The following is a 26,551-nucleotide window of genomic DNA, read 5'->3' on the forward strand; positions in this document are numbered from 1 at the left end:
ATGGATGGGTCGAATTTTCAACACCTATTACCGCTACTTGAACGGAATGCTTGGTTCCGAGGGCGTTCGGCTGAGTTTAAGTCGGATATGCTAGGTATTTCGAGTGTTTCTTATTTTGAAACGAGCGAGTCAATCTTTCAGCGCAACGCACTTAATGGCGGTGTCTATGCGGTATTAAGCGGTAGCGTCAAGATTTTTGGTGTAAACCGTGAAGGGAAAGAAGCTTTACTTACGTTCATTGAGCCGGTGGACTGGTTTGGGGAGCTTGCGCTATTCGATGGGGATGTTCGAACACACAATGCCGTAGCCTCAAGCAAGACTCAATTGTTATGTTTGAGACATGACAAACTTAATAGCCTTTTGGCAAGAAAACCTAATTATTGGAGAGATTTCGGGGTCTTGATGTCGGGAAAGCTCAGGGCGACCTTCCACTTAATGGAGGATTTAGCTTTGTTGCCGGCAAAGCAGCGCGTCGTTAAACGTTTAGTTTTGATGGTGAACAACGCGATCAGCGGGGAATATCTCCCTAACAATATTACATATGATGGGTTAGGCACCGTTACCTTAAATGTTGATCAAGCGAGTTTTGCGGCGATGCTGTCAATCTCGCGTCAAACCGCAAATCAAATTTTAAAAGATCTAGAGTCAGATGGCGTTCTTAAGCTCGACTATGGGCATCTTACGATTATTGACGCAATGCGATTGAGCCAGATTTTGAATCAATAACTTTGTCGTCTAGCTGACAGTTTCTTTTTTCTGTCGGCTATATAGTATCAGTCTTCGACATGGCTTAGGAGGATAATAATGAAAACTTTAACTCAACAACTTGTTATGTACGCGAATTATCATCGCGACCCACGAAATATTCTGACGCACTTTGTTGGTATTCCCCTCATTGTTTTTGCGATTGCTGTTTTACTTGCTCGTCCTGAGTTTGCATTGTTTGGCCTTGTTTTGGCTCCAGTTTATTTTGTTGTTGGTGCAGCCTGTCTGTATTACCTCGCATTAGATATCAAACTCGGCATTTTAATGGGCTTGGTGTTTAGTATGACTGTCTATGGCGCGCAGTATGTTGCATCTCTATCAACTATCGAGTGGCTGGCATGGAGTATCGGTTTATTCGTTGTTGGTTGGGTTTTTCAGTTTGTAGGCCACTTTTATGAAGGGAAAAAACCTGCATTTGTCGACGATATGACAGGTCTTCTAATCGGGCCGCTATTTGTCGTGTGCGAATTCGCTTTTATGTTCGGTTTAATGAAAAAACTTAAAGCTGAAGTAGAATCTCGAGCTGGTCCGGTATGTCATCAAACTGGCCCTGAAGCGAAAGCCTCTTAAGTAAACAAAATAACATCACTTCCAATGATGGTGAGCTGCTTATTAAAGCGGTTCGCCAGATATTGCATTGTCGCGGGGTTGTAGAAACAAATATGTGTTGGATCGTTTTTATAATGCCAACCCCCAAAATCGATGTTTTGGGTATGCAACTTTGTCATCAGGCCTAGTATTCCGTTCGCCCTTAATAATGAAAACAGAAGTTCAAACGTTTGGCTCGGTGCGTCTAAATGCTCAACCACTTCGGTCGAGCTGATGAAGTCGTATTCTGTGTTTAGTTTTTCTTTATCGTCAGCATAAAACTTGTCATAGATTTCGCATTCGTGACCTGCTTCCTTAAAGATTAATGACAGGGTAGGGCCCGGTCCGCTACCGAAATCTAGTCCTTGAGATGCGGTAGGTAGATTTTCGATCATAACGCTACCTAATTTGTTTAAAAAACTGCGATAGTTTGGGTCGTTAGGGTTATTGTCGTGGTGATCGTATATTTCTTTTTCTTCTTTCGGACATAAGTGAAATTCACTTGGAACAAAAACTAACTCGCATGCTTGGCATTGATAAAACTCTCTCGTTAGACGTTGATCGAAATAAAAATGGTAGATCTCTGAAGCCCCGCAAAGTAGGCAACAGTGAGAACTGTTACTATTGTTTTTGCCTGAGTCCATTCTGAACGTTTTGCCTAAATCACGAATCGAAATAAATAGAAAACTAAAATACTGTTAATTGTTCGTATAGTGCCGTAGTTCACTAAAGCGGTAAATAGGTCCTACTTTGAGCTTCGTGAACTTTGTCACCAAATGTTATTTCTTGTAGACTGCGCAGCGATTTCTGCGAGATCTTAAATAAATAATTACTCGTTTTTATCTAATAAATCTAATTGATAACTAAGCGCTGAGGTGTGTGCAAATGACTTTTCGTCGCATTCTTGCTTCTTTGTTGTTGGTTGCTGTTTCTTCGACAGCTTCTGCAGCATTAGAAAAGAAAAAATTCTGTCTTTATGACCCTGTTGGTAAAAACGGCCCTGCTGTGGCGTTCTTCTCTGACCTTACTGCTAAAGGTATCGGTTGGGGCATGGACATCGAAATCGCTGCTTACACAGATGAAAAAGTAGCTTCAAACGATTTTAAAGCAGGCCTATGTGATGTTGTTTTCTTAACAGCAATCCTTAGTCGTCCTTACGTGCCATTTGGCGGTACGCTTGATGCGCTTGGCGGTATCATTGACGAAGAAGGTCTAGCTCGTGTTCTTAAAACATTGACTAACCCTAAGTTGGCTCCTTTCTTAACGAATGGCAACTACGAAATGGTTGGTACGCTTCCTGTTGGTTCTGTTTACTTGTTCGTAAACGATCGTGATATTGATACTGTTCCTGAGTTCAGTGGTAAGAAAGTATCTGTACTTAACGAAGATCCACAGAGCCACAAGTTTGCAGATCTAGCTGGTGCATCTCCAGTTGGTACATCGCTAGCTACGTTCTCTGGCCAGTTCAATAACGGTAACATCGACATCCTACCAATGGTTGCGCTAGGTTACGACGTATTTGAGTTGTATCATGGTCTTGGCGAAAAAGGCGGTATCATCGATGAGAAGCTTCTGTACGGTATGATGCAGATGATTTCTCATAAAGACCGTTTTGCTCCTGAGTTCGGTCAAAACATGCGTGAGTACATTCTTGCTCGCCTACCAGACATCAACAAAATGGTTGATGATGCAGAGGCTGCAATTCCTGCTAAGTACTGGATCAAAACTGATGCAGATTCTCAAGCAGCTCTAGAGAAGTTCCGTACTGAAATCCGTGCGTCACTTCGTGACGAGGGTGTTCTTGATGCAAAAGCACTTGGCCTATTGTGGAAGATCCGTTGTTCAGTTGATCCATCACGTGGTGAGTGTTCTAAGCCGAAAGCTGAACGTTTCTAAACGACAGCAATTAGCTTTGGAAAAGGTCGGTTTTTACCGGCCTTTTTTATTTGTAATCTAAACGGCCTTATTCAAGATTTTTCCTTTCTAAAAAATCCCTTATACTGCAGCCCAAATTTTTTGTGACCTGAACGCTTAATATGACCGATTATTTGGTTAGCACCCAAGGACTAAGCTGTGAACGTGACGATAGGGTCTTATTTGAAGATCTGACGTTGAAGTTTAGCGCAGGTGAACTGATACAAATAGCTGGTCGAAATGGGGCGGGTAAAAGTACGCTTCTACGGATTATTGCAGGTGTATATACTGGGTTTGAGGGAGCTATCAATACAGCCTTCTTTAAACATCAGTTGTGTTATTTTGGCCATAAGGTTCCATTAAAGCCGGCATTAACCGCAGATGAAAATCTAAGTGCGCACAGCTTATTGGCATCGAGCACGACTCGCCAGCAAAGGAGTGATGCTTTGGCGCGATTCGGCTTGGACGATTATATCGACGTACCTTGTAGCGATATGTCTGAAGGCCAACGCAGGCGCGTTGGTCTATCTCGAATATTCTTGAGTAAAGCTAAGGTTTTCGTGCTAGATGAACCATTTGCTTCATTAGATAAAGAGACTGTCTCATTTCTTGAGCAAGTACTTGTCGAATTATCGGATTTGGGCAATTTGGTTATTTTTACAAGTCATCATCATATTGAGCATCCGCGCTTGAAGAAGGTTGTTTTGGATGGATAAACAACCAAAGAATGCGTTGTTTCAGCTATGGTTGCACGAGGCGCGGGTTGTCATTCGTGGCAAGCAAGACCTATTAAATTCTGTCATGTTTTTTGTTTTGGTGGTGATGCTCTTCCCTTTGGGAGTTGACCCTGGGGTGGAATTCTTACGTATAAGTTCCACAGGGCTAATTTGGGTGGCTGTTCTTTTGAGTTTGATGTTGACCTTAGGATCAATGTTTAAAGCTGATTTTGACGACGGAACAATCGAGTTGTGGCTTCAGTCTTCACACCCTATATTTGCGCTTGTTTTTGTTAAGGTTCTTGCGTTGTGGGCGATTAGTATATTACCGCTACTCGCTATGGTGCCTTTGTTAGCGACGATGCTCCACTTTCCGTTTGAAGCGCTCGGGGTGCTGATTTTATCGCTATTGCTTGGGTCATTGGCATTGGCGCATATCGTGAGCGTTGGCGCAGCATTAACTGCTAGCGCAAAAACCGGAGGCATATTGTTAATGCTTTTGGTTTTACCATTAACAGTACCAGTATTGATTTTTGGCTCTGGGGTTGTTGGATTATCAGTCGACGGGGCGTCTATCTCTGGTTCTTTTGCGATGCTTGGTGCAATCACCATGCTTTATTGCGTCCTTTGTCCGTTTGCTGCGGGCGCGAGTTTAAAGATCATATGCGATGTTTAGAAAAGTGAAAGTGTAAATGGCAAATACGAAATGGACATGGTTCCACCGCTTTGGATCTCCTAAGTGGTTGTACGACTTCTCAGAACGCTACAACGGACCACTCTTTGGGGTTGGTTGTGCGCTTATGCTGGGAGCGTGCTTTTGGGGGTTGTTTATTGCACCGCCTGATTACCAACAGGGTGACAGCTTTAGAATTATATACATCCATGTTCCTACTGCGATTTTAGCCCAGTCGTGCTACATGATGATGGCTGCGGCTGCGCTTGTCGGGCTCGTTTGGCGAATGAAAATAAGCGACTATTTCATCGCTTGCGCTGCGCCAATTGGTGCCGTCATGACATTTCTTGCGTTATTTACAGGTGCTGTCTGGGGCAAGCCCACATGGGGAACTTGGTGGGTGTGGGATGCGCGTTTAACATCGATGCTTTTACTATTGTTTTTGTATTTTGGCGTCATAGCACTTCGTTCTAGCATTCAAAGCGCCGATAATCGTGCAAGAGCATCATACGTACTCGTATTGGTGGGGGTAATAAATATTCCGATCATTAAATATTCGGTTGATTGGTGGAATACACTGCATCAACCCGCAACGTTTACGTTAACAGAGAAACCCGCAATGCCGGCTGAGATGTGGTTGCCACTATTAATTATGGTGATTGGCATTTACTGTTTTTTTACGGCCTTGGTTCTCGTACGTATGCAGGCAGAAATCGTTCAACGAGAGCTTAAAACGCGTTGGGTCCATAAGCTATTGAATATCGAAGGTGAGCGGAGCAATGGCTGAATATTTTGAGATGGGCCACCATACTTTTTATGTTTGGTTATCTTACGGCGTATCGTTCGCCTTATTTTTTGGTTTAGCGTTTTTCTGTTTTGACGGGAGAGCAAAGGCTAAAACCACCACTGAAAAAAGAATTCGTCGTCTATTGAAACAAAAGAGAGAGTCAAAGTAGTGCATCCGAAGCGTAAGCAGCGATTGCTGATTATCTGTTTTCTAGTCTGTGGTCTTAGTGTTGCGATAGGGCTCGCTTTGTACGCACTGAGCGAGAATATAAATCTATTCTATAACCCGACGGAGATTTCCGAAGGTAAAGCTCCTGAAGGGGTGAAAATTCGCGCTGGTGGAATGGTTCGTGAAAGTTCAGTATCTCGTAGCGAAGATGATCTTACCGTTAAATTTGTTTTGACTGACTTCGTTGCCGATGTCGAAGTCAATTACACGGGCATACTGCCGGATCTATTTAGAGAAGGGCAAGGTATTGTCGCTTTAGGGCGGATTAATAATGAGGGTGTTCTCATTGCAGACGAAGTGCTTGCCAAGCATGACGAGAATTACATGCCTCCAGAAGTTGCAGAGGCACTCGAAAAGTCTGGGCATAAAGGTTACGGCGATCAATACACTTCAGATAAGGAATACTAAATGCTACCAGAGCTGGGTCATTTCGCACTGATAATAGGCTTATTGTGTGCCTGTCTACAAAGCATTACACCACTTTATGGTGTAGCGAAAAATTCCCCCGTATGGATGGAAACAGGGCGATCGTTAGCATTCGGCCAATTTTTCTTTATCTTTGTCGCTTTTTTAATCCTTGCAAACGCTTTTGTTCAAGATGACTTTAGCGTTAAGTATGTGGCTGGCCACTCCAATACGCTATTGCCTGTGTACTATAAGATCAGTGCTGTATGGGGTGGGCACGAAGGCTCACTATTGCTTTGGGCTCTTACCTTGGCAGGTTGGACAATAGCGGTTGCCATATTCAGTAAACAATTGCCACGCGAGATGCTTGCTAGAGTGCTTGCCGTGATGGGCATGATTAGTATTGGATTCTTGCTATTTATTTTACTGACGTCTAATCCGTTTGATCGTTTGCTTCCAAACACACCGCTAGAAGGAAGCGACCTCAACCCGTTGCTTCAAGACTTTGGTTTGATCGTGCATCCGCCAATGTTGTACATGGGATATGTGGGCTTCTCTGTGGCCTTTGCTTTTGCTATAGCGGCTCTACTGGGTGGCAGTCTTGATAGCGCTTGGGCAAGGTGGTCTCGACCTTGGACTATTGTTGCGTGGGCATTCTTAACGCTTGGTATCGCACTGGGAAGTTGGTGGGCATACTATGAATTAGGCTGGGGCGGTTGGTGGTTCTGGGACCCAGTAGAAAATGCTTCATTTATGCCTTGGTTAGTCGGCACAGCTCTGATGCACTCTCTTGCGGTGACTGAGAAACGCGGTGCCTTCAAAAGTTGGACCGTGTTCTTGGCAATCATTGCGTTTTCCTTGAGCCTGCTGGGTACATTCCTAGTCCGATCTGGTGTACTTACCTCTGTTCACGCTTTTGCGTCAGACCCGTCTCGTGGCTCTTTCGTTTTAGCGCTTTTGGGTATTACGATGATTGTGTCGCTGGGCTTATATGCTTGGCGAGCGCCGGATCTTGTTGGAAAGAGCGAGCACAAGCTGTTATCGCGCGAAAGCTTCTTGTTGGGTAATAATATCGTGCTTGTGGTTGCATGGATTACAGTCATGATCGGTACGCTTTACCCCTTGGTATTAGATTTCATAGGTGCAGGAAAACTTTCAATAGGCCCTCCGTACTTCAATGCTGTATTTTCTCCTTTGATGGCTATCCTGGCGGTTTTACTTGGCTTCGGACTGGTCGCTAATTGGAAATCGACAGAGCCCAAAGGTCTGGTTAAGAAGTTACGTGTGGTTGCAGTGGTGTCAGTTGTGCTGACCCTTGTGTTCACTGCGATATCTGGTATTGCGTGGGATTGGATTTCAATGCTCGCAATCTTGTTAGGCTTGTGGGTCGCATTAATTACACTGAATGATCTTCGCAAGAAAGCCGTAGCTAGAGTCGGTAATTTGAAAAACAAATTGGCATTGGGTTCGGCGTACTATGCCATGGTACTTGGCCACCTTGGCTTTGCTCTTATGATTGTTGGTGCAACGATTGTGTCGCTTCACTCTGTCGAGCGAGATGTCCGCATTGAGATTGGTCAGAAAGTAGTGCTAGGACAATATGAGCTTCATTTTGCTTCCTTGCACGCTATTCAGGGGCCTAATTATGAAGCGTCTCGGATTAACGTTGAGGTGTTGAGTGATGGGCAAGTTGTTTCGGTCCTCAAGCCTGAAAAACGTGTGTATTTCTCTCAAGCTAATCCCATGACTGAAGCTGGGATTGATCCGGGTTTGTTGCGAGATGTTTACGTGGCGATTGGAGAGGAGCTCGATGGCGGTGCATGGGCCGTGAGAGTTCAATATAAGCCCCTCATTCGATGGATTTGGCTTGGCGCAATTTTCATGTTTATTGCAGGTGGCTTAGCTGTGTTTGATAAACGTTATCGTCCTAAAGAAAAAGTGAGCCAAGTAGTGATGCCATCAAATTCGGAGTTTGCTAAGTAAATGAAGTCTCGTCTCGTATTCTTGACCCCTTTGATGTTAGCAGTCGGTCTAGGACTTATTTTATACACAGCTTTGGGCAAAGACCCGAGCAAGTTAGAAACAGCACGCCTGAACGATCCACTCCCAACATTTTCGTTACAATCGCTTGAATATCCAAGCAAATTACTCACTAACGCTGATTTAGGTGGGAAGCCTTCGCTACTTAACGTTTGGGCAACATGGTGCCCAGCTTGTAAGAGTGAGCACGGGTATCTGATGGCACTTGCACAACAAGGTGTTCCGATTATTGGTCTGAATTACAAAGATGATAGAGCGAAAGCGTTACAGTGGTTAGACAGGCTTGGTGATCCTTATTCGTTGAACCTATTTGATCCGCGAGGGAAGTTCGGGTTCGATTTAGGGGTGTATGGTGCACCAGAGACCTACATCATCGATCAAAATGGTGTAGTACGCTATCGACATGTCGGTGAGGTGAATCATCGTGTTTGGGAGGCACAATTGGCTCCGCGGTTTAACGCATTGCTCAAGGAATAAATACCAATGAGATTTGTCCTTCTTTTTGTCCTCGCTATTGGCTTTGAGTCACTTAATGCCGACATTGATGTATATGAATTTAGTTCTGAAACGAAGCTAGAATCTTATCAAGCTCTAACCCGTGAATTGCGTTGCCCTAAGTGTCAAAATCAGGATATTGCCGATTCAAATGCGCCGATTGCTCAAGATATGCGCGCGCAAGTTCAAAGACTGGTTGAAGATGGACATAGCCACGATGACGTCGTCGACTTTATGATTCAAAGATTTGGCGAATTTGTTACTTATAAGCCTCCAGTGCGATCAGAGACGTATTTGTTGTGGTATGGGCCATGGGTATTTATCGCGATAGGTCTGATTGCGATTATTGGTATCTCCAGAAGTAAACGGAAATCTGTAGATACTAATGGTGCTACTGAAAGTACTGGTTCCTCATTGAAGGTGGATAATTCAGATGATCAAGCTGAACTCGAAGCCTTGTTAAAAAAATATTCTGACGATTAGTCATCCATCTATTTAATTTCTATAGGCAAAGTCATCAATGACCCAATTCTGGATAATAGCCTCAATCCTTTCTCTTGTTGCTGTATGGATAGTACTTCACCCCTGGTTCAAAAGGCATAAGCTTGAAGAAATTGCCGTTGATACGGCGGCCGAGGCGCGGGTGCGCGCGAACGTTAGAGCATACAAAGAACGTCTCAGGGAGCTCAATGCTGAGCTGCGTTCAGATGCAATTGATCAGGTTCAGTTTGAAGAAATTAAGAAAGAGCTAGAGGCAACGCTCCTTGGTGATGCAAAGAACGTACAGGCCCGTACCGACAACTTAGATAGAGCGACATCAACAACCTTTATCAGTTTAATCGTCGTTGCTTTGGCTTTAGTTGGCTTAAGCGCATATTTGTACAACTCTTGGGGTGCGTATGATCTCGCTCTACATAGTGAAGACTCTAAGTTTAGTGCTGCTGAAATTGCTGCGGCGCAGAGTAAAGCAGAGGCAGGAGATACGCTTGGCCTACTAGTTCAACTTCGCGATAAGTTACGAGAAAATCCCGCAAATGCTGAGGGTTGGGAGTTGTTAGCGCGCTCTGCTCTGAACACTAACCATTTCGAGATTGCAGCAGAAGCTTATGGGCAGTTGGCTGAGATAGAAAGCTCTCCAGAAATAAAGGCGGCATTATACGGATTGCAGGCGCAGACCCTGTATTTCTCAGGTATCGCAATCGATGCTCCTCCAGTTGCCGATGCTGTAAACAAAGCGACCCTACTTAATCCACAAGATACCAACATTTATGGACTAAAAGCCTTGGCAAGTTATGATCAAGGGCAATTTGACCAAGCTATAGAATATTGGAAGACGATTTTAACGTTGGAACCTAATCACCCATCGCGCGGAGCGATTGAAGAGGGTATTTCTGCGGCTGAACGAGCACTGGGCGTACCTTCAACCATACAAGTACCTGCCTCAACAGTTAGAGTAAGCGTTGACGTAACGATTGAACCCGCATTGCTGTCTCAATTTAATGAAAATGAAATTGTGGTCGTGTATGCGCGAGCCAGCGTTGGTCCGCCAATGCCATTAGCAGTGGCCAGATTTTCCCCTAAACAAGAAATTAACGACATAGTATTAGATGATAGCTTAGCTATGATGCCAGAGCTGAAATTAAGCCTATTTGAATCTGTCGATGTGGTAGTTCGAATCACCAAGGGTTCTGTTGAGCGAAAGCTTGGGGATTATGAAAAAATAATTAGCGGTGTGTTGGTAGCTGATCAGCCGCGTTTATCAATTAATATCGGTGCAGAAGACATCGTGACTGATTCAAAATAGTTAGAGGTAGAAAGAGCATGAAAGTTGTCGTAATTGGCGCAGGTACAATGGGAGCGGGTATTGCACAGACGTTTGCATCGTCTGGTTTTGAAGTTGTACTCAAAGACATTGCGCAAGAAGCAGTTGACAAAGGTCTCCAGACAATCGAGAAGGGGCTGTCACGTTTATTGGCTAAGGATAAAATTACGCAAGAAACCTTTGACTCGACTTTAGCGCGAATTCAAGGTTCTAACGATAACAGTTTGGTCTCTGACGCAGCGCTTATTGTTGAAGCAGCTGTCGAGAATATGAATATCAAAAAAGCCATCTTTACTGAGTTAGATGCGGTGTGTGGCCCAGATACGATTTTCGCCACAAATACCTCTTCTTTATCAATTACTGAAGTCGCTGCAGCAACGAGTCGTCCAGACAGATTTTTGGGGATGCATTTTTTCAATCCTGCGCCGGTAATGAAGTTGGTTGAGCTCATCAAAGGGATCGCGACGTCGCAAGAAACCTTCGATAAGGTTGCTGATATTACCTCTCAGCTTGGAAAAACGGCTGTAGAAGTTGCAGAGGCTCCAGGATTTGTTGTGAATCGCATTCTAATTCCAATGGTCAATGAAGCTGTTGGAATCTTAGCTGATGGCGTAGCTAGTGCGGAGGATATTGACGCTGCAATGAAGTTGGGCGCAAATCATCCAATGGGACCACTCGCTTTAGGCGATTTAATTGGTTTGGATGTATGTCTGGCGATCATGGAAGTTCTCTATGATGAGTTTGGCGACAGTAAATATCGCCCGCACCCTTTACTACGTAAGTATGTGAGAGGCGGAATGTTAGGTCGTAAATCCAGCAAAGGATTCTACGACTATAGTTAAATAGAAAAGGGGCGAATGCCCCTTTTTTGATTTTATAAGTGTTTAAAGCCGTGGTGATCCAACGGCATGCAGTTTCAACACTCCAAATTATAAATACGAGGCTGTTATGAATTTAGAGAGTATTCTTGCTCAGTTTGACGATAAAGTAATTAATCCTATTGGCGCATCGCGCAAGAAAAACCAGATTATCGGTAAGGGTTATATTTCAGCGTTAAAAGCGTTAGTCAGTGTTATTAATATTCCTAAGCCGACGGTGCTGACTGGAAAAAACTCTTCACTAAAACTGTGTGAGAGTGTAGCTAGCTTCGGTTTGAAGAAAGTCCTTATCGTAACTGATCGACCACTCTATGAGCTTGGCTTGCTCGAAAATATTCTCCAATCGCTTGAACATCGCGGAATGGCATATGAGCTATTTGCTGATGTGCAACCAGATCCTACTTTTTCTGTCGTGGAAGCTGGGCTTAAGCGCTATAGGCAAGCAAATTGTGACTCGGTAATGGCAGTTGGTGGTGGGTCGTCTATTGATTCAGCAAAGGTAATCGCTTTGGCTGCTTCAAATAACACTGAACCGAAAAAACTAGTAGGAATTTTGAAAGGTAAGGTCGGTTGTGCGCCCTTCTTTTGCGTTCCTACGACCGCGGGGACAGGCTCTGAAGTAACCATCGGCGCTGTGATTTCGGATGACGAGACACATCAAAAGGGCTTGGTTATAGAGTCAAAAATCGTACCTTTGATCGCAGCCCTTGACCCTGCACTTATGAAAGCTCTGCCTCCCGCGATAACAGCTGCAACTGGGATGGATGCACTTACGCATTTGGTTGAGTCTTTTTTAAGTACGATGGCCAATGAAGAGTCGAGCTACTACTCAAAAGCTGGCATCAAGTTGGTGTTCGATAATTTAAGCAAAGTATATAAAAAGGGCGCTAACTTAAGTGCGCGTGAGGATATGGCACTTGCTTCGTTTTATGGCGGTTTGACCATTAATCTTGCGGGGCTTGGTTATGTTCATGCATTTGCGCATCAACTTGGCGCTTATTACGGTATACCTCACGGTCTTGCTAACGCTAAGGTCTTGCCAAAGGTTCTTAGATTTAACCATGATTTCGTGCCTGAACGATTGGCTGAACTCGCAGATCTTATCGAGTGCTGTGATGCAAATGCTAGCGTTTATGAAAAAGGTTTGGCGTTTATTGAGGCTGTTGAAGATTTGATTGTAAGTGTAGGGATTTCTCCAAAAGTCGATGCGCTTCAATTAAAGGATTTTCCGAGTATCAGACGCGCTGCGTTCAAAGAAGCAAATTCAACCTATGCGGTACCTGCTTATATGTCAGCCGACGATGCGCATAATCTTTTGCTGAGCCTCGCTAAATAACCAACAAGGAGCGCGCGTGAATCGCGAGAAAGGGACCTCAGTCGGGGCAATATTTACGCAGTTTTTTATATTGGGCTGTACATCATTTGGTGGTCCAGTTGCGCATATTGGTTTTTTTCGAAAGCGGTTTGTTGATGAATTAAATTGGATCAATGACAAAGCTTTCTCGGATTTACTGTCGCTGTGTCAATTCATTCCAGGGCCGGCAAGTAGTCAGTTAGGTATGGCGTTAGGTTATCATCGCCATTCTTATGCTGGGGCGATTGCGGCCTGGCTCGCGTTTACGCTTCCATCAGCGCTTTTACTTACGATATTTGCGGCTCTGCTTGTTAATGACAGCTCCTTTTTAAATTCTGGCGTCTTGCAAGGCTTGAAATTGGTTGCAGTGGCGGTAGTTATTCAAGCTTTCGTTACGATGAGGCATTCTCTTACGCCGGACTTTATACGTATTCTTATAATGGTTGTCAGCGCGTTAGCTTTTGCGCTCTGGAATAGTGTATACGCTCCGATTTTCGTTCTGTCGATCGTTGGCCTGCTCAGTTCTCGCTATAAGGTTACCGACGCAGCTTCCGATGTTGCTGTTAATTATGAGCGAAGCCGTGTTCATTTGATTGGGCCAATCGTGTGTTTAAGTGCTTTCTTTGTTTTGTTAGCGGCGGCCTTACTAGTAAGTCGAGGAGGGAGCTGGGAAAGCCTAAGTCAAGCCAGTGCTTACTACAATGCAGGATCCCTCGTATTTGGGGGAGGGCATGTCGTTTTGCCTTTACTTGAGTCTCAAGTCGTTACAGCTGGTTGGGTAGATAAAGATATTTTCTTGGCAGGTTACGGCGCGGCACAAGCGGTACCGGGACCGCTGTTTACCTTCGCAAGTTTTTTAGGAGCTTCGCATTTAAGTGGTCCGAATGGCTTTAGTGGCGCTGCGCTGGCGACGTTCGCGATATTTTTGCCTTCATTTTTGCTTTTGTTCGGTGTGCTGCCATTCTGGGATCGCTTAAGATCTAGACCTAAGATTAAAAGCGCGCTGTGGGGAGTGAATGCTGCGGTTCTTGGCTTGTTGCTGGCAACCCTGTATGACCCAGTGATCACTCAAAGTATCAAAGATCTTACAGATACAGCGTTTGTGGCAATTACCTATATCGCGCTTGTCGTTTTTCGTTTACCAGTGGTCGCTATCGTTATTGCCGGCGGAGCGCTTGGCGCAGCACTTTTTTAAGTGCTTACTTCGTTTATTTCGGCTGCGCGTCTAAACTTTGCCCTGTTACGCCTTTGCTTTCAGCACCCATTAAATATAAGTAGAGATTCATTATTTCCAACGGCGCTTTCAATGACATTGGGTTTTCCGCTGGATACGCGCTGGCTCTCATATTTGTGCGAGTTGCGCCGGGGTTAATAATGTTTACTCGTATCGGATCTTCTTCTGTATCCAGTTCGTCAGCAAGCACTTGCGCAAAGCCTTCTGTCGCGAATTTACTTACAGAATATGCACCCCAGTAAGCACGGCCTTTTCGCCCAACACTTGATGAAGTAAAAATGATAGAAGGGTCATCAGATAGCTTTAGTAAGGGGATGAATGTTTTTGTCATCAAGAAGCATGCATTTAGATTGACCTGCATAACTTTTTGCCATACTTCAACTTCGTATTGCTCTATTGGTGTCATTGAACCAAGCTGGCTAGCGTTATGAACAAGCCCGTCTAGTCGCCCAAACTCTTGATCGATGACATCAGCAATTTTGTGATAGTCAACTTCAACAGCACCTTCAAGATTTACTGGGAGAATAGCTGGTTCAGGTAGCTGTTCGGATACGATCTGATCGTATACAGCTTCAAGCTTTGTGGTGGTTCGTCCTAATAAAAGAACTGTCGCGCCTGCTCGTGCATAGCTAAGTGCGATTGCCTTTCCTATGCCTTCGCCTGCACCTGTAACCAGGATAACTTTGTTAAGTAGTAGGTTTTCAGGTGCTTGATAATCGTGCATGGTTACGCCTATTCGCAGAAGAGTAAAGATCGCAATTTTATTGAGATTAATGCAACTTGTCATTGTGTTTTGTTTGAATAATCATAAGACACAACAATAAAGATAAACGTGAGGGTAATATGCCGCAGCAATCGATTAATATGTCATTCCAATTCAATAAACCTCTTGCAACTGTGTTCGCTGATTTAAGTAATCACGAATTATTTGGGAAAATTTGTGGCATTAAGATGACTACAATTCAACAAGGTGAAGATGGTGCGTGTGGGCTTGGTTCAGTCCGTAAAATAAATATTGGGCCGCTTCCGTCTTTTGAAGAAACGATTACTGAATTTAAAGAAGGCGAGTTTATTGAATATAAGATCACGCGAGGAAGCCCAATTAAGAACCATGTGGGAACTTTACGATTCAAAGAACAAGGCGACGGTTGTTCCCTTGATTATCAGATTAAGCTTGAATCAAAAATACCCTTTACAACAGGGCTGATCAAAAGCGTGCTAAAGCAAGGCATCTCGAAAGGCATTTCTTCGTACGCGGCGGCGTAAGATATTTATCGCATAAGTGTATGAATGGTAGATCCTAGCTCTTCAGGATCTACCGGTTTAGATAAAAAGCCATTCATTCCGGCTTCTAGACACATCAACTTAACCTCTTCGTCTGAATTGCCGGTTAATGCGACTATTGGCGTGATCTTATGATCTGCGTCAGCATACCCTCGCCGTATAAGCTTGCTAGCTTTAAATCCATTCAATAACGGCATGTGACAATCCATTAGGATTAAACCGATATCATGCTGCTTGTCATTGATTAGTAGGTCAAATGCGAGAAGGCCGTTATCTACCACTGAATGTTCTACGCCAATTGTTTCAAGTAGCGCGCTCGTGACGAGTTGATTTACTGGGCTGTCTTCTACGAGCAATATTTTCATAATGGCGATCTATTCTTGATGCTAGGTTCAAAAAATCGTAGTACAGGAAATAGGCTAAAACGCCTCGAAATTATCTATTTTTCGCCTATTTTTGTAGCTAAATTTTACAGAGATTTGGTGTAGAGCTTGCGGATTGAATTCTTAAGGTATGTATGGGCAGCATTGTATGGGCTATTAATCGCTAATAGTGCTTTTGCTGCGAATGAATTTTCTAGTTCAATCGAGTTCGATACGCACTATCTTGTAAAAGACTCAGACCAGCATCACAAAGACGAGGACAAAAAGCAGCACGGCGTCAATGCTAGGTATTACCTTACGCCTGTTGATCAGTCTTCGATTTCGCCTTTAGAAAACGAGTTCTTAGCGCGAGTCAGTTACCTTGAGATAAGCCTTAGCGCTGATGATGTAACACCCCAAGATGATTTTAATCGAGTTAGGCTAACGTATTCGCATGATGACCGTTTACTCAGTCATAGCTGGCGGATCGCGTATATCAGCACGCGACATGAAACTCGCCTTGATGAAGAACGACTCAATGGCGGTGGTTTAGGTTTGTCTATTTATCTGACCGATACCGGGAAGGCAGATTTTTACAGCGAGTATGAGTCCGGGGATGGTTATCGCATTAGCTTCAGTGAGATCAAGTATCGACAGATCTATACAGCTTATGATCTAGATTTAGTATTTGATGTGGGGCTATCTCATCGTGAAAAGAAAACGCCTTATCCTAATCTAGGGAGAGAGGGCGGTGGTTATATATCAAATGCGTGGTATGGCGAACTGGCTTGGTATTTGTCGCGGAAACTTCGACTTGGATTTGGCCATAAATCCCATTCAATCGATTATAGGAATGGCAATGATGGCGCTTTAAATTCTTTGTATCTACACGGCGGGTACGCGCCGTTGGATTTTGTTCAACTTACGTTTCGTGTAGGCGTTCAGCGCGAGATTATCGATCGCCCTAACTTAGATGAAGTCGAAGAAAATGCAGCTGCTTTTGATGGGAGCATTCGATTTGAGTTCTGAGTCCATTAGTTGTCCAAAAAATGAATCAAGTCCTTGGCATTTCTCAATAGATGCTGTGCTCCTAGGTCATTAAGATTCGTGCCTTCATCGAAGTAACCAAACGGAACGATCGCTGATACGCAACCGGCGTTGTGGGCTGCTTGTACATCTCTAACATGATCGCCAACATATAGAACTTTATTGCTAGACACTTGGAGCTTGGCGCAAGCTTCAAGAATTCCAGTCGGGTCTGGCTTAGCAACTGGCACATCATCCGCGCAAATTAATACAGAACAGTTTTTGAGAAAACTAGTGCGCTTGATCAGAAGCTCGGTATAAAGTCGTGGCTTGTTGGTTACGATGCCCCAAGGAATGTTTTTACTCTTTAAGGTTTCAAGAATCTCGCGATTTTCGGGAAACAGTACTGCGTTTGCACCTACTTCATCAGCATAGATATTCAACAATTGCATGCGCAGCTGCTCGAACTCATCTTGATCAGTAATCTCCGGAAAGCATAGTTTTGTTAGTGCTCGTGAACCGTTAGAAACCTCTGCTCGGATAACTTCGTGTTCAATGGGGGCTTTATTGTGGAGTGCTAATAACTTCTCGACCGTAACGTAGAAGTCGGGTGCAGTGTCAACTAACGTACCGTCAAGATCGAATAAGACTGCTTCAAGTTCCATTTTATGCCTTGGGTTTGATGGCGTGCATCAAATAATTCACGTCTACATCGCGGCTGAGTTTGTATTCTTTAACCAGCGGATTGTATGTCATGCCTGATATATCCTGCATCTCTAAGCCTGCTTGACGAACCATGCCCCCAAGCTCTGAAGGTTTGATGAACTTCTTAAAATCGTGCGTTCCTTTAGGGAGCATCTTCATAAGGTGTTCGGCGCCAACGATTGCGAAAAGATATGCTTTGGGATTGCGATTAATGGTAGATAGGAAAAGGTCTCCACCGGGCTTAAGCAGGCGCTGGCACGCTTGAATTACCGATGATGGAGACGGAACGTGCTCTAGCATTTCTAAGCATGTCACAATATCATATTCGCCTGGAGTTTGGTCTGCTAACTCTTCGGCAGTGATTTGGGTATAGGTTATATCAAGACCTGACTCTAGACTGTGTAATTGCGCCACACCCAGTGGAGCTTCACCCATATCAATGCCTTGAACCAAGCCTCCTCGCTGAGACATAGCTTCGGACAATATGCCGCCACCACAACCAACGTCGAGAATCTTTTTGCCTGCCAGAGAGCTGCGCTCGTCGATATAGTTAACTCGTAACGGATTTATGTCGTGCAACGGTTTAAATTCGCTGTTTTTGTCCCACCATCGATTGGCAAGCGCTTCGAATTTTGCAACTTCAGATTGGTCGACGTTCTTATTAAGCGTTTGAGTCATTATTTATTCCCAGACTTTATCTTTTGGCCCCATTGGCGAGCTTCGTCTTTTAACATGTCTTCGTCAATGCCGGTAAGGTGGCCGCAATCTACCAAAAGTTTGCCGTTAACCCAAGTGTGCGTTACTTGTGAGGCATTGGTGTTGTATACGATGTCTGCAGGAAGATCATAACTAGGCAGAGTGTTTAAGTGATCGAGATCAATGGCTACGATGTCTGCTTGTTTGTAGACTTCTAAGCTTCCGATCAGCTGCTCTAAACCTAAAGCTTTTGCACCATTGATGGTTGCCATACGGATACACTCTTTAGCAGAAAGAGCTGTTGCGTCACCGGTGTCACCTTTGGCGATTAGGGCGGCTGTGCGCATCTCGCCTAGCATATCCAGATCATTGTTTGACGCTGCTCCATCTGTTCCTAACGCGATATTAACCCCTGCGGCAGAGAGAGCTTGGGTAGGACAGAATCCACTGGCGAGTTTCATATTAGACTCAGGACAGTGAATAACACTTGTATTAGTTTTGGCTAACAAGCTAATTTCTGATTCCGTTAGCGCTGTCATATGTACCGCTTGTGTATTTAAATCGGGATCGAAGAGCCCCAGCTCTGATAGCCGTTTAATCGGTCGCTTACCCGAGTTTGTTACAGCGTCATTAACTTCTTTCTGAGTCTCATGCACATGCATTTGTATTGGTAATGAATGTTCACGTGCAGCGCTAATGAGACTTCTTATAGGGTCATCCGAAACCGTATAAGGCGCATGAGGCCCGAACGCCATGTGAACTAAATCAGAGCTTTCGAAGGCGCGATGAAGCTCAAGTGTTTTTTCTATGTACTCATCTGGGCCGCTGCCCCATGCAGTTGGGAAGTCTAGAATAGGGCAAGCGAGTTGGGTGCGCATTCCAACGGTTTGCGCCATTTGTGCGACAACCTCCGGGAAGAAATACATGTCGCTAAACGTTGTCGTTCCGCTCTTGAGCATTTCAGCCATCGCAAGTTTCGCGCCGAATGACACGAAGTCAGAATCGACCCATTTGCCTTCAGCGGGCCATATATGTTCTTGAAGCCAAATATTTAACGGTAAATCATTCGCAATACCTCTAAGTAAAGCCATTGATGCATGACCATGCGCGTTAATAAGGCCCGGAATAATGACGTGGTTTGGCAAACAATAATGTTCGGATGCGATAATATGTTGCACTGATTCTGTTGGTGAAATCTGTGTAATTACACCATTCTCAATAATTAAAGAATGGTCTGTCAGTGTCGTGAAATTGTCATCAATTGTGAGTATTGTTCCTGCGTCAATTCTTGTATTGACTTGGGCGGTGTTGTGAAGAATCATGCGCCTTACCAGATGGTCAAGTTGAATGTCTTTTGCGAGAAAATTGTGAAGGGATCAGGTTATCACCACCGATATTCATTCACTAATGAATATTATGAAATAGTCTTTCAAAACTTGACTCATTGATCCGTAATTTCACGCGAAGTTGCATCAAATTTCATAGCTTTATCAATGCAGCGTATAGCGGCTATTGCATCAATATATTTCATTTATGTAGGGGTTCGATTTAATATCCGCTCCGAAATCTAAAAACGGCCTTGCTTTGTCTGAGCAAGGTGTCATCCGTAAAAAGAGGGATTAGCCAATGTCAGGTTATCAAGCAGAAGTTCAAGCAGCAGAAGTTGCTAACTCTTTCCCAGGTGTAAGTGCTGAATCAGCAGCTCGTATGCGCCTTCAAAACAAATTCAAAACTGGTCTGGACGTAGCTAAGTACACAGCTGGCATCATGCGTCGTGACATGGCTGAGTTTGATAAAGACAAAACTAAGTACACTCAGTCTCTAGGCTGCTGGCACGGTTTCGTTGGTCAACAAAAGCTTATCTCTATCAAGAAACACTTCGGTTCAACTGAGCGTCGCTACTTATACCTTTCAGGTTGGATGGTTGCAGCACTTCGTTCAGACTTCGGTCCACTTCCTGACCAATCTATGCACGAGAAAACTGCAGTAGCTGGTCTTGTAGAAGAGCTTTACACCTTCCTACGTCAAGCTGATGCGCGTGAGCTTGGTGGTCTTTTCCGTGCACTTGATAAAGCACGTGAAGCTGGTGATGCTGCTGAAGAAGCAAAAATCATCGAAGCGATCGACAATCACGAAACGCACGTTGTGCCAATCGTAGCTGACATCGATGCTGGTTTCGGTAACGCAGAAGCGACTTACCTAATGGCTAAGCAAATGATCGAAGCTGGGGCTTGCTGCCTACAGATCGAAAACCAAGTTGCTGACGAGAAGCAATGTGGTCACCAAGACGGTAAAGTAACTGTTCCACACGCTGACTTCCACGGGAAGATCCGTGCACTACGTTACGCGTTCCTAGAGCTAGGTGTTGACGACGGTCTAATTGTTGCGCGTACTGACTCTGAAGGTGCTGGCCTAACTAAAGAAATCGCTGTTGTTAATGAGCCAGGCGACGAAGGCGACATCTACAACTCTTACCTAGATGTTGAAGAAATCGACGTAGCTGACATGAACGAAGGTGATGTTGTTATTAATCGTAACGGCAAGCTTGTTCGTCCTAAGCGTCTTCCTTCTGGTCTTTACCAATTCCGTCAAGGTACTGGTCATGAGCGTTGCGTATTCGATTGTATCGGTGCGATCAATGCTGGTGCAGACCTTCTTTGGATCGAAACCGCAGTCCCAACTGTACACGAGATCGCGGGCATGATGAACGACGTACGTAAAGTTCACCCAGATGCGAAACTTGTTTACAACAACTCGCCATCTTTCAACTGGACATTGAACTTCCGTCAGCAAGCATATGACGCAATGGTTGAAGCGGGCGAAGATGTTTCTGCATACGATCGTGCAAACTTAATGTCTGCTGAATATGATGATTCTGCATTGTCAGCAGCTGCTGATGCGCGTATCAAGACTTTCCAAGCGGATACTGCGCGTGAAGCGAACGTATTCCACCACTTGATCACTCTACCTACTTACCACACTACTGCGTTGTCTGTAGACAACCTAGCGAAAGAGTATTTCGGTGAGCAAGGTATGCTTGGTTACGTTGAAGGTGTTCAGCGTAAAGAGATCCGTCAAGGTATCGCATGTGTTAAGCACCAAAACATGGCTGGTTCAGACCTTGGTGATGATCACAAAGAGTACTACGCTGGTGATCGTGCGCTTAAAGCGGGCGGCGCAAAAAACACTTCTAACCAATTCTCGTAAGGCAAAAGTTCTTAATTCGAGACTAATAGAAGTTAAAAAGAGGCTACCTTCGGGTGGCCTTTTTTGTTTATGGGGTCGAATACTACGCTGGCAGCTCTTGATCAAAGACCGGGCTCTAAAAGCGGGCGGCGCGAAAAACACTTCTAATCCTCTCTCGTAAGGCAAGAGTTCTTAATTCGAGACTCATAGAAGTTAAAAAGAGGCTGTCTTCGGGCGGCCTTTTTTGTTTGCCTGTTCTGAGCTTAATAGCACAGGGAATAACCACTATTATTGAAACAGTTGGTCAGCTTACTTGATGAAGTAGTTGATATGCCTATAATTCCCGCATCTTTAGAATTACCAAGGATTACCTATCATGATTGAGCTTCCCGAGATTTATAACGATGTCCAAACCGTTCTAGGTGAAGATGGCTTTGCCATACCTACTAACGGTGTTTGGTATCACGGTACTTCATCGGCACTTATTGATTCGATTAAAGAGAACGGGCTTGTTCGTTCTGGCGATAAGGCCTTCAATCAAGTCGCGAAGCAAACCATGGCGACGATCGGAAATAGTTATACTGAGCAGCGCGAACCAGTGTTCCTTACTCAGAGTAAAGCATTGGCCTATTTTTGGGCGGAACAGTGCGTAAAGCGTCGTTCGGTTCGATTCGAAGGTGAAGAGCAGCCTGTTGTTTTGACCGTTAATCTTGACGACGATAATGCTTCTAAAGTCCGTCCCGATGTTGGTGCTGCAGGTCTTCTTATGATAAAAGAAGGCGAGGGTTTCATGATGTTTATTGCTAGTCTGTATGAGCAAGCTGGTCTTAAGCCGCTTGATATAGATTTAATGAAAGCAGAGCGCGAAGAATACCTTACCAAGATTGGTATGGCGTATATCGATGACGACATCTTGTCTGATTCTATTTCTGCGTAATTGATATAATCGGCTGCTCTTATTGAGTCGCCAATCAATTTGTCGCTAGTATATGATTTATAAGGAAAATAATAATCAATGCGACTGCTAGACGCAATGGTGGTGCAGCATGGGAGCGACAAAGTTATTGTATGTGGAAGATGATCCGGTCATCCGAGAAAACTTTTCTACAATGTTCATGTCAGAGGGCTATAACGTTGTTGCTGTTAGCACAACAGATGAAGCCCTTCATCTCATTCGAACTCGTTCAGATCTCGATATAGCTATATTTGATATGCAACTAGCGGAGGATCGAGCCGCTGGCATCGCGCTTTCAAAGACCTTTCGAGGTGCATATCCAATCGCTCCGATAGTTTTACTGTCTTCGTACGTAGATCTAGATCTACAGGTTGAAGCATATCAAGTCGGAGCTGATGCTTATATCGACAAGAAAGAGCCGTTGCCACTTATCTTAGTTCGCGTTAGGAGTCTAATTGCTCGCCTAGATGTACTTAAGACGGAGGGCACTAAAGAGTACGCGCAGAATGCAGACGGGATAACATTCGATCATGACTCCGAATTAGTCTTTTGGAACGGTCAAAGGTTAAGGTTGAATCATATACGCTATAAATTGCTATTGCAGTTATACAGCTCTCCTGCAACGCAGTCGGTATATGATTTAATCCAGGCTGCTCAAATCTCTGCTGAATCAAATACCATTGCTCAACACATTAAATTGATTCGCTCTGAATTTTGTCGGATTGACCCTAGCTTTTCTTGCATCGAAACGGTCAGAGGAAAGGGTTATCGCTGGGTTGATGTTGGGTGATCGCTTTTCTGTCGTAAGGTCAGAATAACCCGATTTGCACGGAGGTTAATTTCTAGATTTAAGCCCTGAGTTTGGATGATCTGTTTTGCAAACTGATAATAAAAACTATCTATATTAAGATCGTTTACTTTATAGTCTCTTATCTCAATAATCAGCTCGTCTAAGTTGCTCCGAATTTCTCCATGCAGTTGGATTGCTGCTTTCTGACTTAGTTCCCGCGCTATAAAGTTGAATGCCAGCTCAACCGCTTTTTTATTGTCAATTTCGATATGATAGGAAGCATGAAGCTCTAGGTGAATACTGTGTTCAGATAGAACGCTGGATAGTAAGGAGCACGCGTCAACACGCTTAACCTCAATGTCTTGCTCTGCATCGGTCGCTAGCGCTATTTCGTTCGTAAATTGCTGCAGTTCCATAACTTGAGTTTGTAATTGATTTTTGAGACGTCCCTCTGGCATTAATACTAAGGATGAAGATAGCGCAACGATTTGGTTGCTTAGCTCGTGCCTGAGTAAGCGACTGGTAGACTGAGACCACTTATGAAGATCTTTTAACGAGTGTTGTAGAGCTTGGTTATTTTTGTAAGTCTTATGTTGTTGGAGCTCGCGCGCGATCGCTGCAGGTATTAATGCAAGCATGAAGAATAAGGCTGTTGCATCGATAATAACCCATTCTCGAAGAGAATGTTCTTGGCGAGAGAGAATATAGTATACGGTGATGGCAAGAGCGGTTGGAGTAGAGAAAGCGCTCGGTATATTAGCAAGAATAACAGCGGTTAAAATCGTGACCGTAATGCCAATCAGCTGATATGTGTTGCTTAAGCTTGTGAGTTCGTTTGTGTAAGTTAGGAATACGTAGGATGAATATAGGAGGCTAACACAAACAAACACATAGTAGAGCTTCTCTTGTCTGAGGCGATGCAAAAGAAAGAAGCTTCCTATCCATGGTAATGCGATGATTCGCTGGATCATGATGGAGTTTGGGTCATTTAGGGCAATGGCATCTGCCGCAAATAATGCACCACATATTAACGCAATGCTTAATAGTGCTATACCAGTTTCGTTATGCTGTCTGTTGTAGTTCCAATGAGTGAAATCAGAATATTTACGTAAGGTGCTGAGCAGGCGACTTTTAAAATCATTACGCGAGCTAAGCATGTTCCACCTTCTCAGCCGCAAGTTCTCTACTCATGTTTGATTGTAAGGCTGGAAATATCATTTGAAATACAACCAATCCTTTCTCGGAAGTAGCATTGAAAAGTATGCCGTTCGCAATGCAAATATTTTTACAAACGTTAAGTCCTAAGCCGTATTCTCCATGCACGCTTCCTTGCCTGTTTTCAATAGTGAGTTCGTTAAGTGATGCTGGCAGACGTGGTCCCTTATTCTTGATCAGCAGAGTCCTTCCTTTCTGTATCTCAATGCTGATGGCGGTATCTTTATTGCGATGACGTATTGCATTGTTGGTTATATTAGTGATCAATCTTGTTAGCAAGGCGGGCGCAAGCTCGATATCGAAGTCGCGACTACAGAACAAATTAATATTAGCTGTACTGTAAGTGGTTTGGAGCTCATGTGTTAACAAAGAGACATGCTCAAGTATCGAGTAATTTGTCTGCTCCTGTATATGATTCTCGCTGTCATACCAATCAAGATCGCTCAGAAGGGTTTGGCTGATCGTTGAAATTTCGTTTAACGAATGGTTTAGGCGTTTAACGTGTTGATTTGATGAACCAGAAGTGCTGAGAGCGTTAAGGCTAGATCTGATCGCAGAAATCTTTTTGTTAAACGCATCCTTGGTTAAGGTTTTAAGAATGCCGTTCCAGCTTTCTCGGGAATTAACAATAGCCAGATTGTTACGCGTAATTTCGTACTCGCGTTTGAGCGTGTTGTTGCTCGACAAAGCCCAAAAGTAAGTACTCAAAGCGAGGGTAATGTAAGTGAGTAGTAGTAACCCTGTATATGAATATTGTTGATGCCAGAGCATGTAAGAGGCAGCAAGTATGCCGAGTATAATGTTGCATTTAGCAATTAATAAAAGCCTTTTTTTACTCAGTGTCAGGCAAGCAATCATATAAACATGAATCTGAAGTAAAAACGCGATGAGTGCGGGGGTGTCAAGTTGACTTGCATAAAATAGCGTTGCCCAACTCACGAGTAGAATCATTGCGAGCGCTATTGCTTTGTCAGCACTTTCATAATCTTCTTTCTTGAGGAGATATAAGGCTAAAATTAGCAACGGGGCTGCGATTAGGCCTCTGAGTATTGCGCCGAATATCCCTGCGACGAAATGGTCTGGGAATAAAAAATAATCAATCGGAGCATAGACAAAGGCTGTGGCAGACCCGATGACTACACCGATTTTGTTCTGTCGTGAAGATTGCTCTAAAGCATATGTGGTAAAACTCAAAAAACCACCTTAGTTATTCTTTTTATTAGCTTTCCATGATTCGTATTCTTTCTTTTTGGTGGCCTAATGTAAATAGTTTTTGGCTTGTCATCATAATCTGTCATTAAATATATATTTTCTCTAGCGTTACAATTTTTAACAATTTAAGTGGTGGTAAATCTTTAAAAAAATAAACAACGATACAAAGGATACTGTAAATGGCCGGACCAATAGTAAACGATGATGCGTACTCGATAACCTCAGGAGAAAACAAACAACTGGGCTACGTCTTTTCTATTTTTGGCAACAAGTTTGATCTCTCGGGATCGCCAAAGAATGATCAAGATGAAGATGGTGATCCACTTGAGATCGTGTCTGTTGAGGGACAAAGCTTAAATGACGGAGAGGTAACGGTAACCGGGTCAAATGGAGGGGAGTTCCGAATATTCTCTGATGGATCGATATTTCTTTATGCTACAACCGGTTTTGAATATCTCGCAGCGGGTGAAACAGCAAATATGATTGTCACTTACACTGTATCAGACGGCACAAGTTCTTCAGTCGCATCAGTAATTGTAACTGTAACCGTTGTAGATGGCGACTCGATTCTTGCCCAAGACGATGTATTTTCTACCGAAGAAAGCACTATTCTCGCAGGGGTAAATGTTACATCGAACGATGAATTGTATGCAGACTTTGCTGAAATAGTGGCCATTAATGGAATTGGATCTAACGTTGGTGCTGAAGTTCGAGGGTCTAACGGAGGTTTGTTTACTATAGTTTGCAGGCGCTGAGCATTATCGTTTACTTATGCAAAGTCATGAGCTTTCAATTCGCGAAGCATTGTTGACAGCCAAGCTCGATATGAGCGCGAACTTAAGTTTGCCCGTTATCAATACATCTAGTCTCCCCGATGGTTGGTTAACTGAACAAAGCTCTACCGCGCAGCGTCTATTTGAGCTTGCGATTGATAACTTAAATAGCGAGTTGTCGATTGCTGATCAGCGCTTAGATCAGCTGAAGCAGCAAGCCAAGGGCTTGCATCGCGAACGTCTCGCGAAAGTATCTCAGTTAGAATTTATGGAGGAGGAAATTCAATCATAGAAAGGCATGGTTGAGAAAAAGCTCGCCAACAAACTCAGATTTTTATAGATACAGAGTGAAGCCGCTGAATTGCGCGGTGTAATTGCAAAAAACTGAGGCGCAACAAGCAGAAATACAGGTCAAGATTGGCGAGGTGAAGCCAGAGAAGCTTCAAGC

30 protein-coding genes are annotated in these 26,551 nt (G+C 43.9%); 22 read left to right on the plus strand and 8 right to left on the minus strand.

All coding sequences use genetic code 11. From position 1 onward, the window contains the following. Nucleotides 1-726, plus strand: coding sequence for a Crp/Fnr family transcriptional regulator (locus A3739_RS11750; protein ID WP_068475830.1), 726 nt, complete (start codon nt 1-3; stop codon nt 724-726). Nucleotides 727-804: 78 nt separating this feature from the next. After that, a complete protein-coding gene (locus A3739_RS11755; RefSeq protein WP_068475828.1) occupies nt 805-1,335 on the plus strand; it encodes a DUF962 domain-containing protein in 531 nt (176 codons plus the stop codon). Here A3739_RS11755 and A3739_RS11760 read toward each other — a convergent pair. Continuing rightward, complete coding sequence (locus A3739_RS11760) at nt 1,332-1,997, minus strand: class I SAM-dependent methyltransferase (protein ID WP_082878380.1); 666 nt, start codon at nt 1,995-1,997, stop codon at nt 1,332-1,334. The genes A3739_RS11755 and A3739_RS11760 overlap by 4 nt on opposite strands. 241 nt (nt 1,998-2,238) lie before the next feature. Here A3739_RS11760 and A3739_RS11765 point away from each other — a divergent pair, with 241 nt between their 5' ends. The 13 genes from A3739_RS11765 (at nt 2,239) to chrA (ending at nt 13,860) form a co-directional block, all read left to right on the plus strand. Then, the gene (locus A3739_RS11765) at nt 2,239-3,249 is read left to right on the plus strand and encodes a putative solute-binding protein (protein ID WP_068475826.1); all 1,011 of its coding nucleotides are present in this window, start codon (nt 2,239-2,241) and stop codon (nt 3,247-3,249) included. Between the two features lie 140 nt (nt 3,250-3,389). Further along, nucleotides 3,390-3,983 (plus strand): heme ABC exporter ATP-binding protein CcmA, encoded by a 594-nt coding sequence (gene ccmA / locus A3739_RS11770; RefSeq protein WP_068475824.1) that lies wholly within the window; start codon nt 3,390-3,392, stop codon nt 3,981-3,983. Further along, entirely contained in the window at nt 3,976-4,659 is a 684-nt protein-coding gene (gene ccmB, locus A3739_RS11775) for a heme exporter protein CcmB (protein WP_068475822.1), read from the plus strand. Before ccmA ends, ccmB begins: the two co-directional genes overlap by 8 nt. A gap of 16 nt (nt 4,660-4,675) precedes the next feature. Then, nucleotides 4,676-5,443, plus strand: a complete 768-nt coding sequence (locus A3739_RS11780; RefSeq protein ID WP_068475821.1) for a heme ABC transporter permease — start codon at nt 4,676-4,678, stop codon at nt 5,441-5,443. A gap of 10 nt (nt 5,444-5,453) precedes the next feature. Continuing rightward, on the plus strand, nt 5,454-5,612 hold the full coding sequence (locus A3739_RS31440; protein ID WP_369820695.1) for a hypothetical protein: 159 nt from the start codon (nt 5,454-5,456) through the stop codon (nt 5,610-5,612). Beyond that, entirely contained in the window at nt 5,612-6,079 is a 468-nt protein-coding gene (gene ccmE, locus A3739_RS11790) for a cytochrome c maturation protein CcmE (RefSeq protein ID WP_068473679.1), read from the plus strand. The genes A3739_RS31440 and ccmE overlap by 1 nt, the downstream gene beginning before the upstream one ends. After that, the gene (locus A3739_RS11795; RefSeq protein WP_068501502.1) at nt 6,080-8,059 is read left to right on the plus strand and encodes a heme lyase CcmF/NrfE family subunit; all 1,980 of its coding nucleotides are present in this window, start codon (nt 6,080-6,082) and stop codon (nt 8,057-8,059) included. Then, complete coding sequence (locus A3739_RS11800) at nt 8,060-8,593, plus strand: DsbE family thiol:disulfide interchange protein (protein ID WP_068475817.1); 534 nt, start codon at nt 8,060-8,062, stop codon at nt 8,591-8,593. A 6-nt stretch (nt 8,594-8,599) separates the two neighbouring features. Further along, nucleotides 8,600-9,094, plus strand: coding sequence for a cytochrome c-type biogenesis protein (locus A3739_RS11805; RefSeq protein ID WP_068501506.1), 495 nt, complete (start codon nt 8,600-8,602; stop codon nt 9,092-9,094). 37 nt (nt 9,095-9,131) lie between these two features. Beyond that, a complete protein-coding gene (gene ccmI, locus A3739_RS11810; RefSeq protein WP_068475813.1) occupies nt 9,132-10,415 on the plus strand; it encodes a c-type cytochrome biogenesis protein CcmI in 1,284 nt (427 codons plus the stop codon). Nucleotides 10,416-10,432: 17 nt separating this feature from the next. Further along, nucleotides 10,433-11,275 (plus strand): 3-hydroxybutyryl-CoA dehydrogenase, encoded by an 843-nt coding sequence (locus tag A3739_RS11815; protein WP_068475812.1) that lies wholly within the window; start codon nt 10,433-10,435, stop codon nt 11,273-11,275. A 106-nt stretch (nt 11,276-11,381) separates the two neighbouring features. Then, a complete protein-coding gene (locus A3739_RS11820; protein WP_082878381.1) occupies nt 11,382-12,647 on the plus strand; it encodes an iron-containing alcohol dehydrogenase in 1,266 nt (421 codons plus the stop codon). A gap of 16 nt (nt 12,648-12,663) precedes the next feature. Continuing rightward, nucleotides 12,664-13,860 carry a chromate efflux transporter gene (gene chrA / locus A3739_RS11825; RefSeq protein WP_068475809.1) on the plus strand — a complete coding sequence of 399 codons (1,197 nt, stop codon included), beginning with the start codon at nt 12,664-12,666 and terminating at the stop codon, nt 13,858-13,860. A 13-nt stretch (nt 13,861-13,873) separates the two neighbouring features. Here chrA and A3739_RS11830 read toward each other — a convergent pair whose 3' ends face one another. Then, entirely contained in the window at nt 13,874-14,623 is a 750-nt protein-coding gene (locus A3739_RS11830) for a YciK family oxidoreductase (RefSeq protein ID WP_068475848.1), read from the minus strand. A 140-nt stretch (nt 14,624-14,763) separates the two neighbouring features. On the opposite strand from A3739_RS11830, the gene A3739_RS11835 reads away from it, so the two are divergent. After that, nucleotides 14,764-15,165 carry an SRPBCC family protein gene (locus A3739_RS11835; RefSeq protein WP_231876695.1) on the plus strand — a complete coding sequence of 134 codons (402 nt, stop codon included), beginning with the start codon at nt 14,764-14,766 and terminating at the stop codon, nt 15,163-15,165. 5 nt (nt 15,166-15,170) lie between these two features. Here the strand turns inward: A3739_RS11835 and A3739_RS11840 are convergent, their stop codons facing one another. Further along, nucleotides 15,171-15,548 (minus strand): response regulator, encoded by a 378-nt coding sequence (locus tag A3739_RS11840; protein ID WP_068475805.1) that lies wholly within the window; start codon nt 15,546-15,548, stop codon nt 15,171-15,173. 126 nt (nt 15,549-15,674) lie between these two features. Between A3739_RS11840 and A3739_RS11845 the strand changes: the two genes are divergently transcribed. Next, nucleotides 15,675-16,574 carry a hypothetical protein gene (locus A3739_RS11845; protein WP_156502553.1) on the plus strand — a complete coding sequence of 300 codons (900 nt, stop codon included), beginning with the start codon at nt 15,675-15,677 and terminating at the stop codon, nt 16,572-16,574. Nucleotides 16,575-16,579: 5 nt separating this feature from the next. Here A3739_RS11845 and A3739_RS11850 read toward each other — a convergent pair whose 3' ends face one another. Genes A3739_RS11850 through A3739_RS11860 form a run of 3 tightly spaced genes read right to left on the minus strand, consistent with a single transcriptional unit; the run spans nt 16,580 to nt 19,294 of the window. Next, nucleotides 16,580-17,236, minus strand: coding sequence for an HAD family hydrolase (locus A3739_RS11850; protein ID WP_068475801.1), 657 nt, complete (start codon nt 17,234-17,236; stop codon nt 16,580-16,582). A 1-nt stretch (nt 17,237) separates the two neighbouring features. After that, nucleotides 17,238-17,954 (minus strand): bifunctional 2-polyprenyl-6-hydroxyphenol methylase/3-demethylubiquinol 3-O-methyltransferase UbiG, encoded by a 717-nt coding sequence (gene ubiG / locus A3739_RS11855; protein ID WP_068473962.1) that lies wholly within the window; start codon nt 17,952-17,954, stop codon nt 17,238-17,240. After that, the gene (locus A3739_RS11860) at nt 17,954-19,294 is read right to left on the minus strand and encodes a TRZ/ATZ family hydrolase (protein WP_068475799.1); all 1,341 of its coding nucleotides are present in this window, start codon (nt 19,292-19,294) and stop codon (nt 17,954-17,956) included. The genes ubiG and A3739_RS11860 overlap by 1 nt, the downstream gene beginning before the upstream one ends. Before the next feature lie 304 nt (nt 19,295-19,598). Between A3739_RS11860 and A3739_RS11865 the strand changes: the two genes are divergently transcribed. From A3739_RS11865 to A3739_RS11875, 3 genes are all read left to right on the plus strand, one after another. Further along, a complete protein-coding gene (locus A3739_RS11865; RefSeq protein ID WP_068475797.1) occupies nt 19,599-21,179 on the plus strand; it encodes an isocitrate lyase in 1,581 nt (526 codons plus the stop codon). Nucleotides 21,180-21,534: 355 nt separating this feature from the next. Continuing rightward, the gene (locus A3739_RS11870; RefSeq protein WP_068475794.1) at nt 21,535-22,095 is read left to right on the plus strand and encodes a hypothetical protein; all 561 of its coding nucleotides are present in this window, start codon (nt 21,535-21,537) and stop codon (nt 22,093-22,095) included. A gap of 109 nt (nt 22,096-22,204) precedes the next feature. Continuing rightward, the gene (locus tag A3739_RS11875; RefSeq protein ID WP_068475791.1) at nt 22,205-22,903 is read left to right on the plus strand and encodes a response regulator transcription factor; all 699 of its coding nucleotides are present in this window, start codon (nt 22,205-22,207) and stop codon (nt 22,901-22,903) included. On the opposite strand, the gene A3739_RS11880 is transcribed toward A3739_RS11875, so the two are convergent. Both A3739_RS11880 and A3739_RS11885 read right to left on the minus strand, forming a co-directional pair. After that, nucleotides 22,879-24,060: a hypothetical protein gene (locus tag A3739_RS11880; RefSeq protein ID WP_068501509.1), complete on the minus strand. Its 1,182-nt coding sequence runs from the start codon at nt 24,058-24,060 to the stop codon at nt 22,879-22,881. The two genes, A3739_RS11875 and A3739_RS11880, sit on opposite strands and share 25 nt — an antisense overlap. After that, nucleotides 24,053-25,312, minus strand: coding sequence for an ATP-binding protein (locus A3739_RS11885; RefSeq protein ID WP_068475787.1), 1,260 nt, complete (start codon nt 25,310-25,312; stop codon nt 24,053-24,055). The genes A3739_RS11880 and A3739_RS11885 overlap by 8 nt, the downstream gene beginning before the upstream one ends. Before the next feature lie 197 nt (nt 25,313-25,509). Here A3739_RS11885 and A3739_RS11890 point away from each other — a divergent pair, with 197 nt between their 5' ends. Continuing rightward, complete coding sequence (locus A3739_RS11890; RefSeq protein WP_068501512.1) at nt 25,510-26,085, plus strand: Ig-like domain-containing protein; 576 nt, start codon at nt 25,510-25,512, stop codon at nt 26,083-26,085. Nucleotides 26,086-26,101: 16 nt separating this feature from the next. After that, nucleotides 26,102-26,395, plus strand: coding sequence for a hypothetical protein (locus A3739_RS11895; protein WP_068501515.1), 294 nt, complete (start codon nt 26,102-26,104; stop codon nt 26,393-26,395). The last annotated feature ends 156 nt before the right edge of the window (nt 26,396-26,551 follow it).

Source organism: Oleiphilus sp. HI0067, assembly GCF_001635735.1.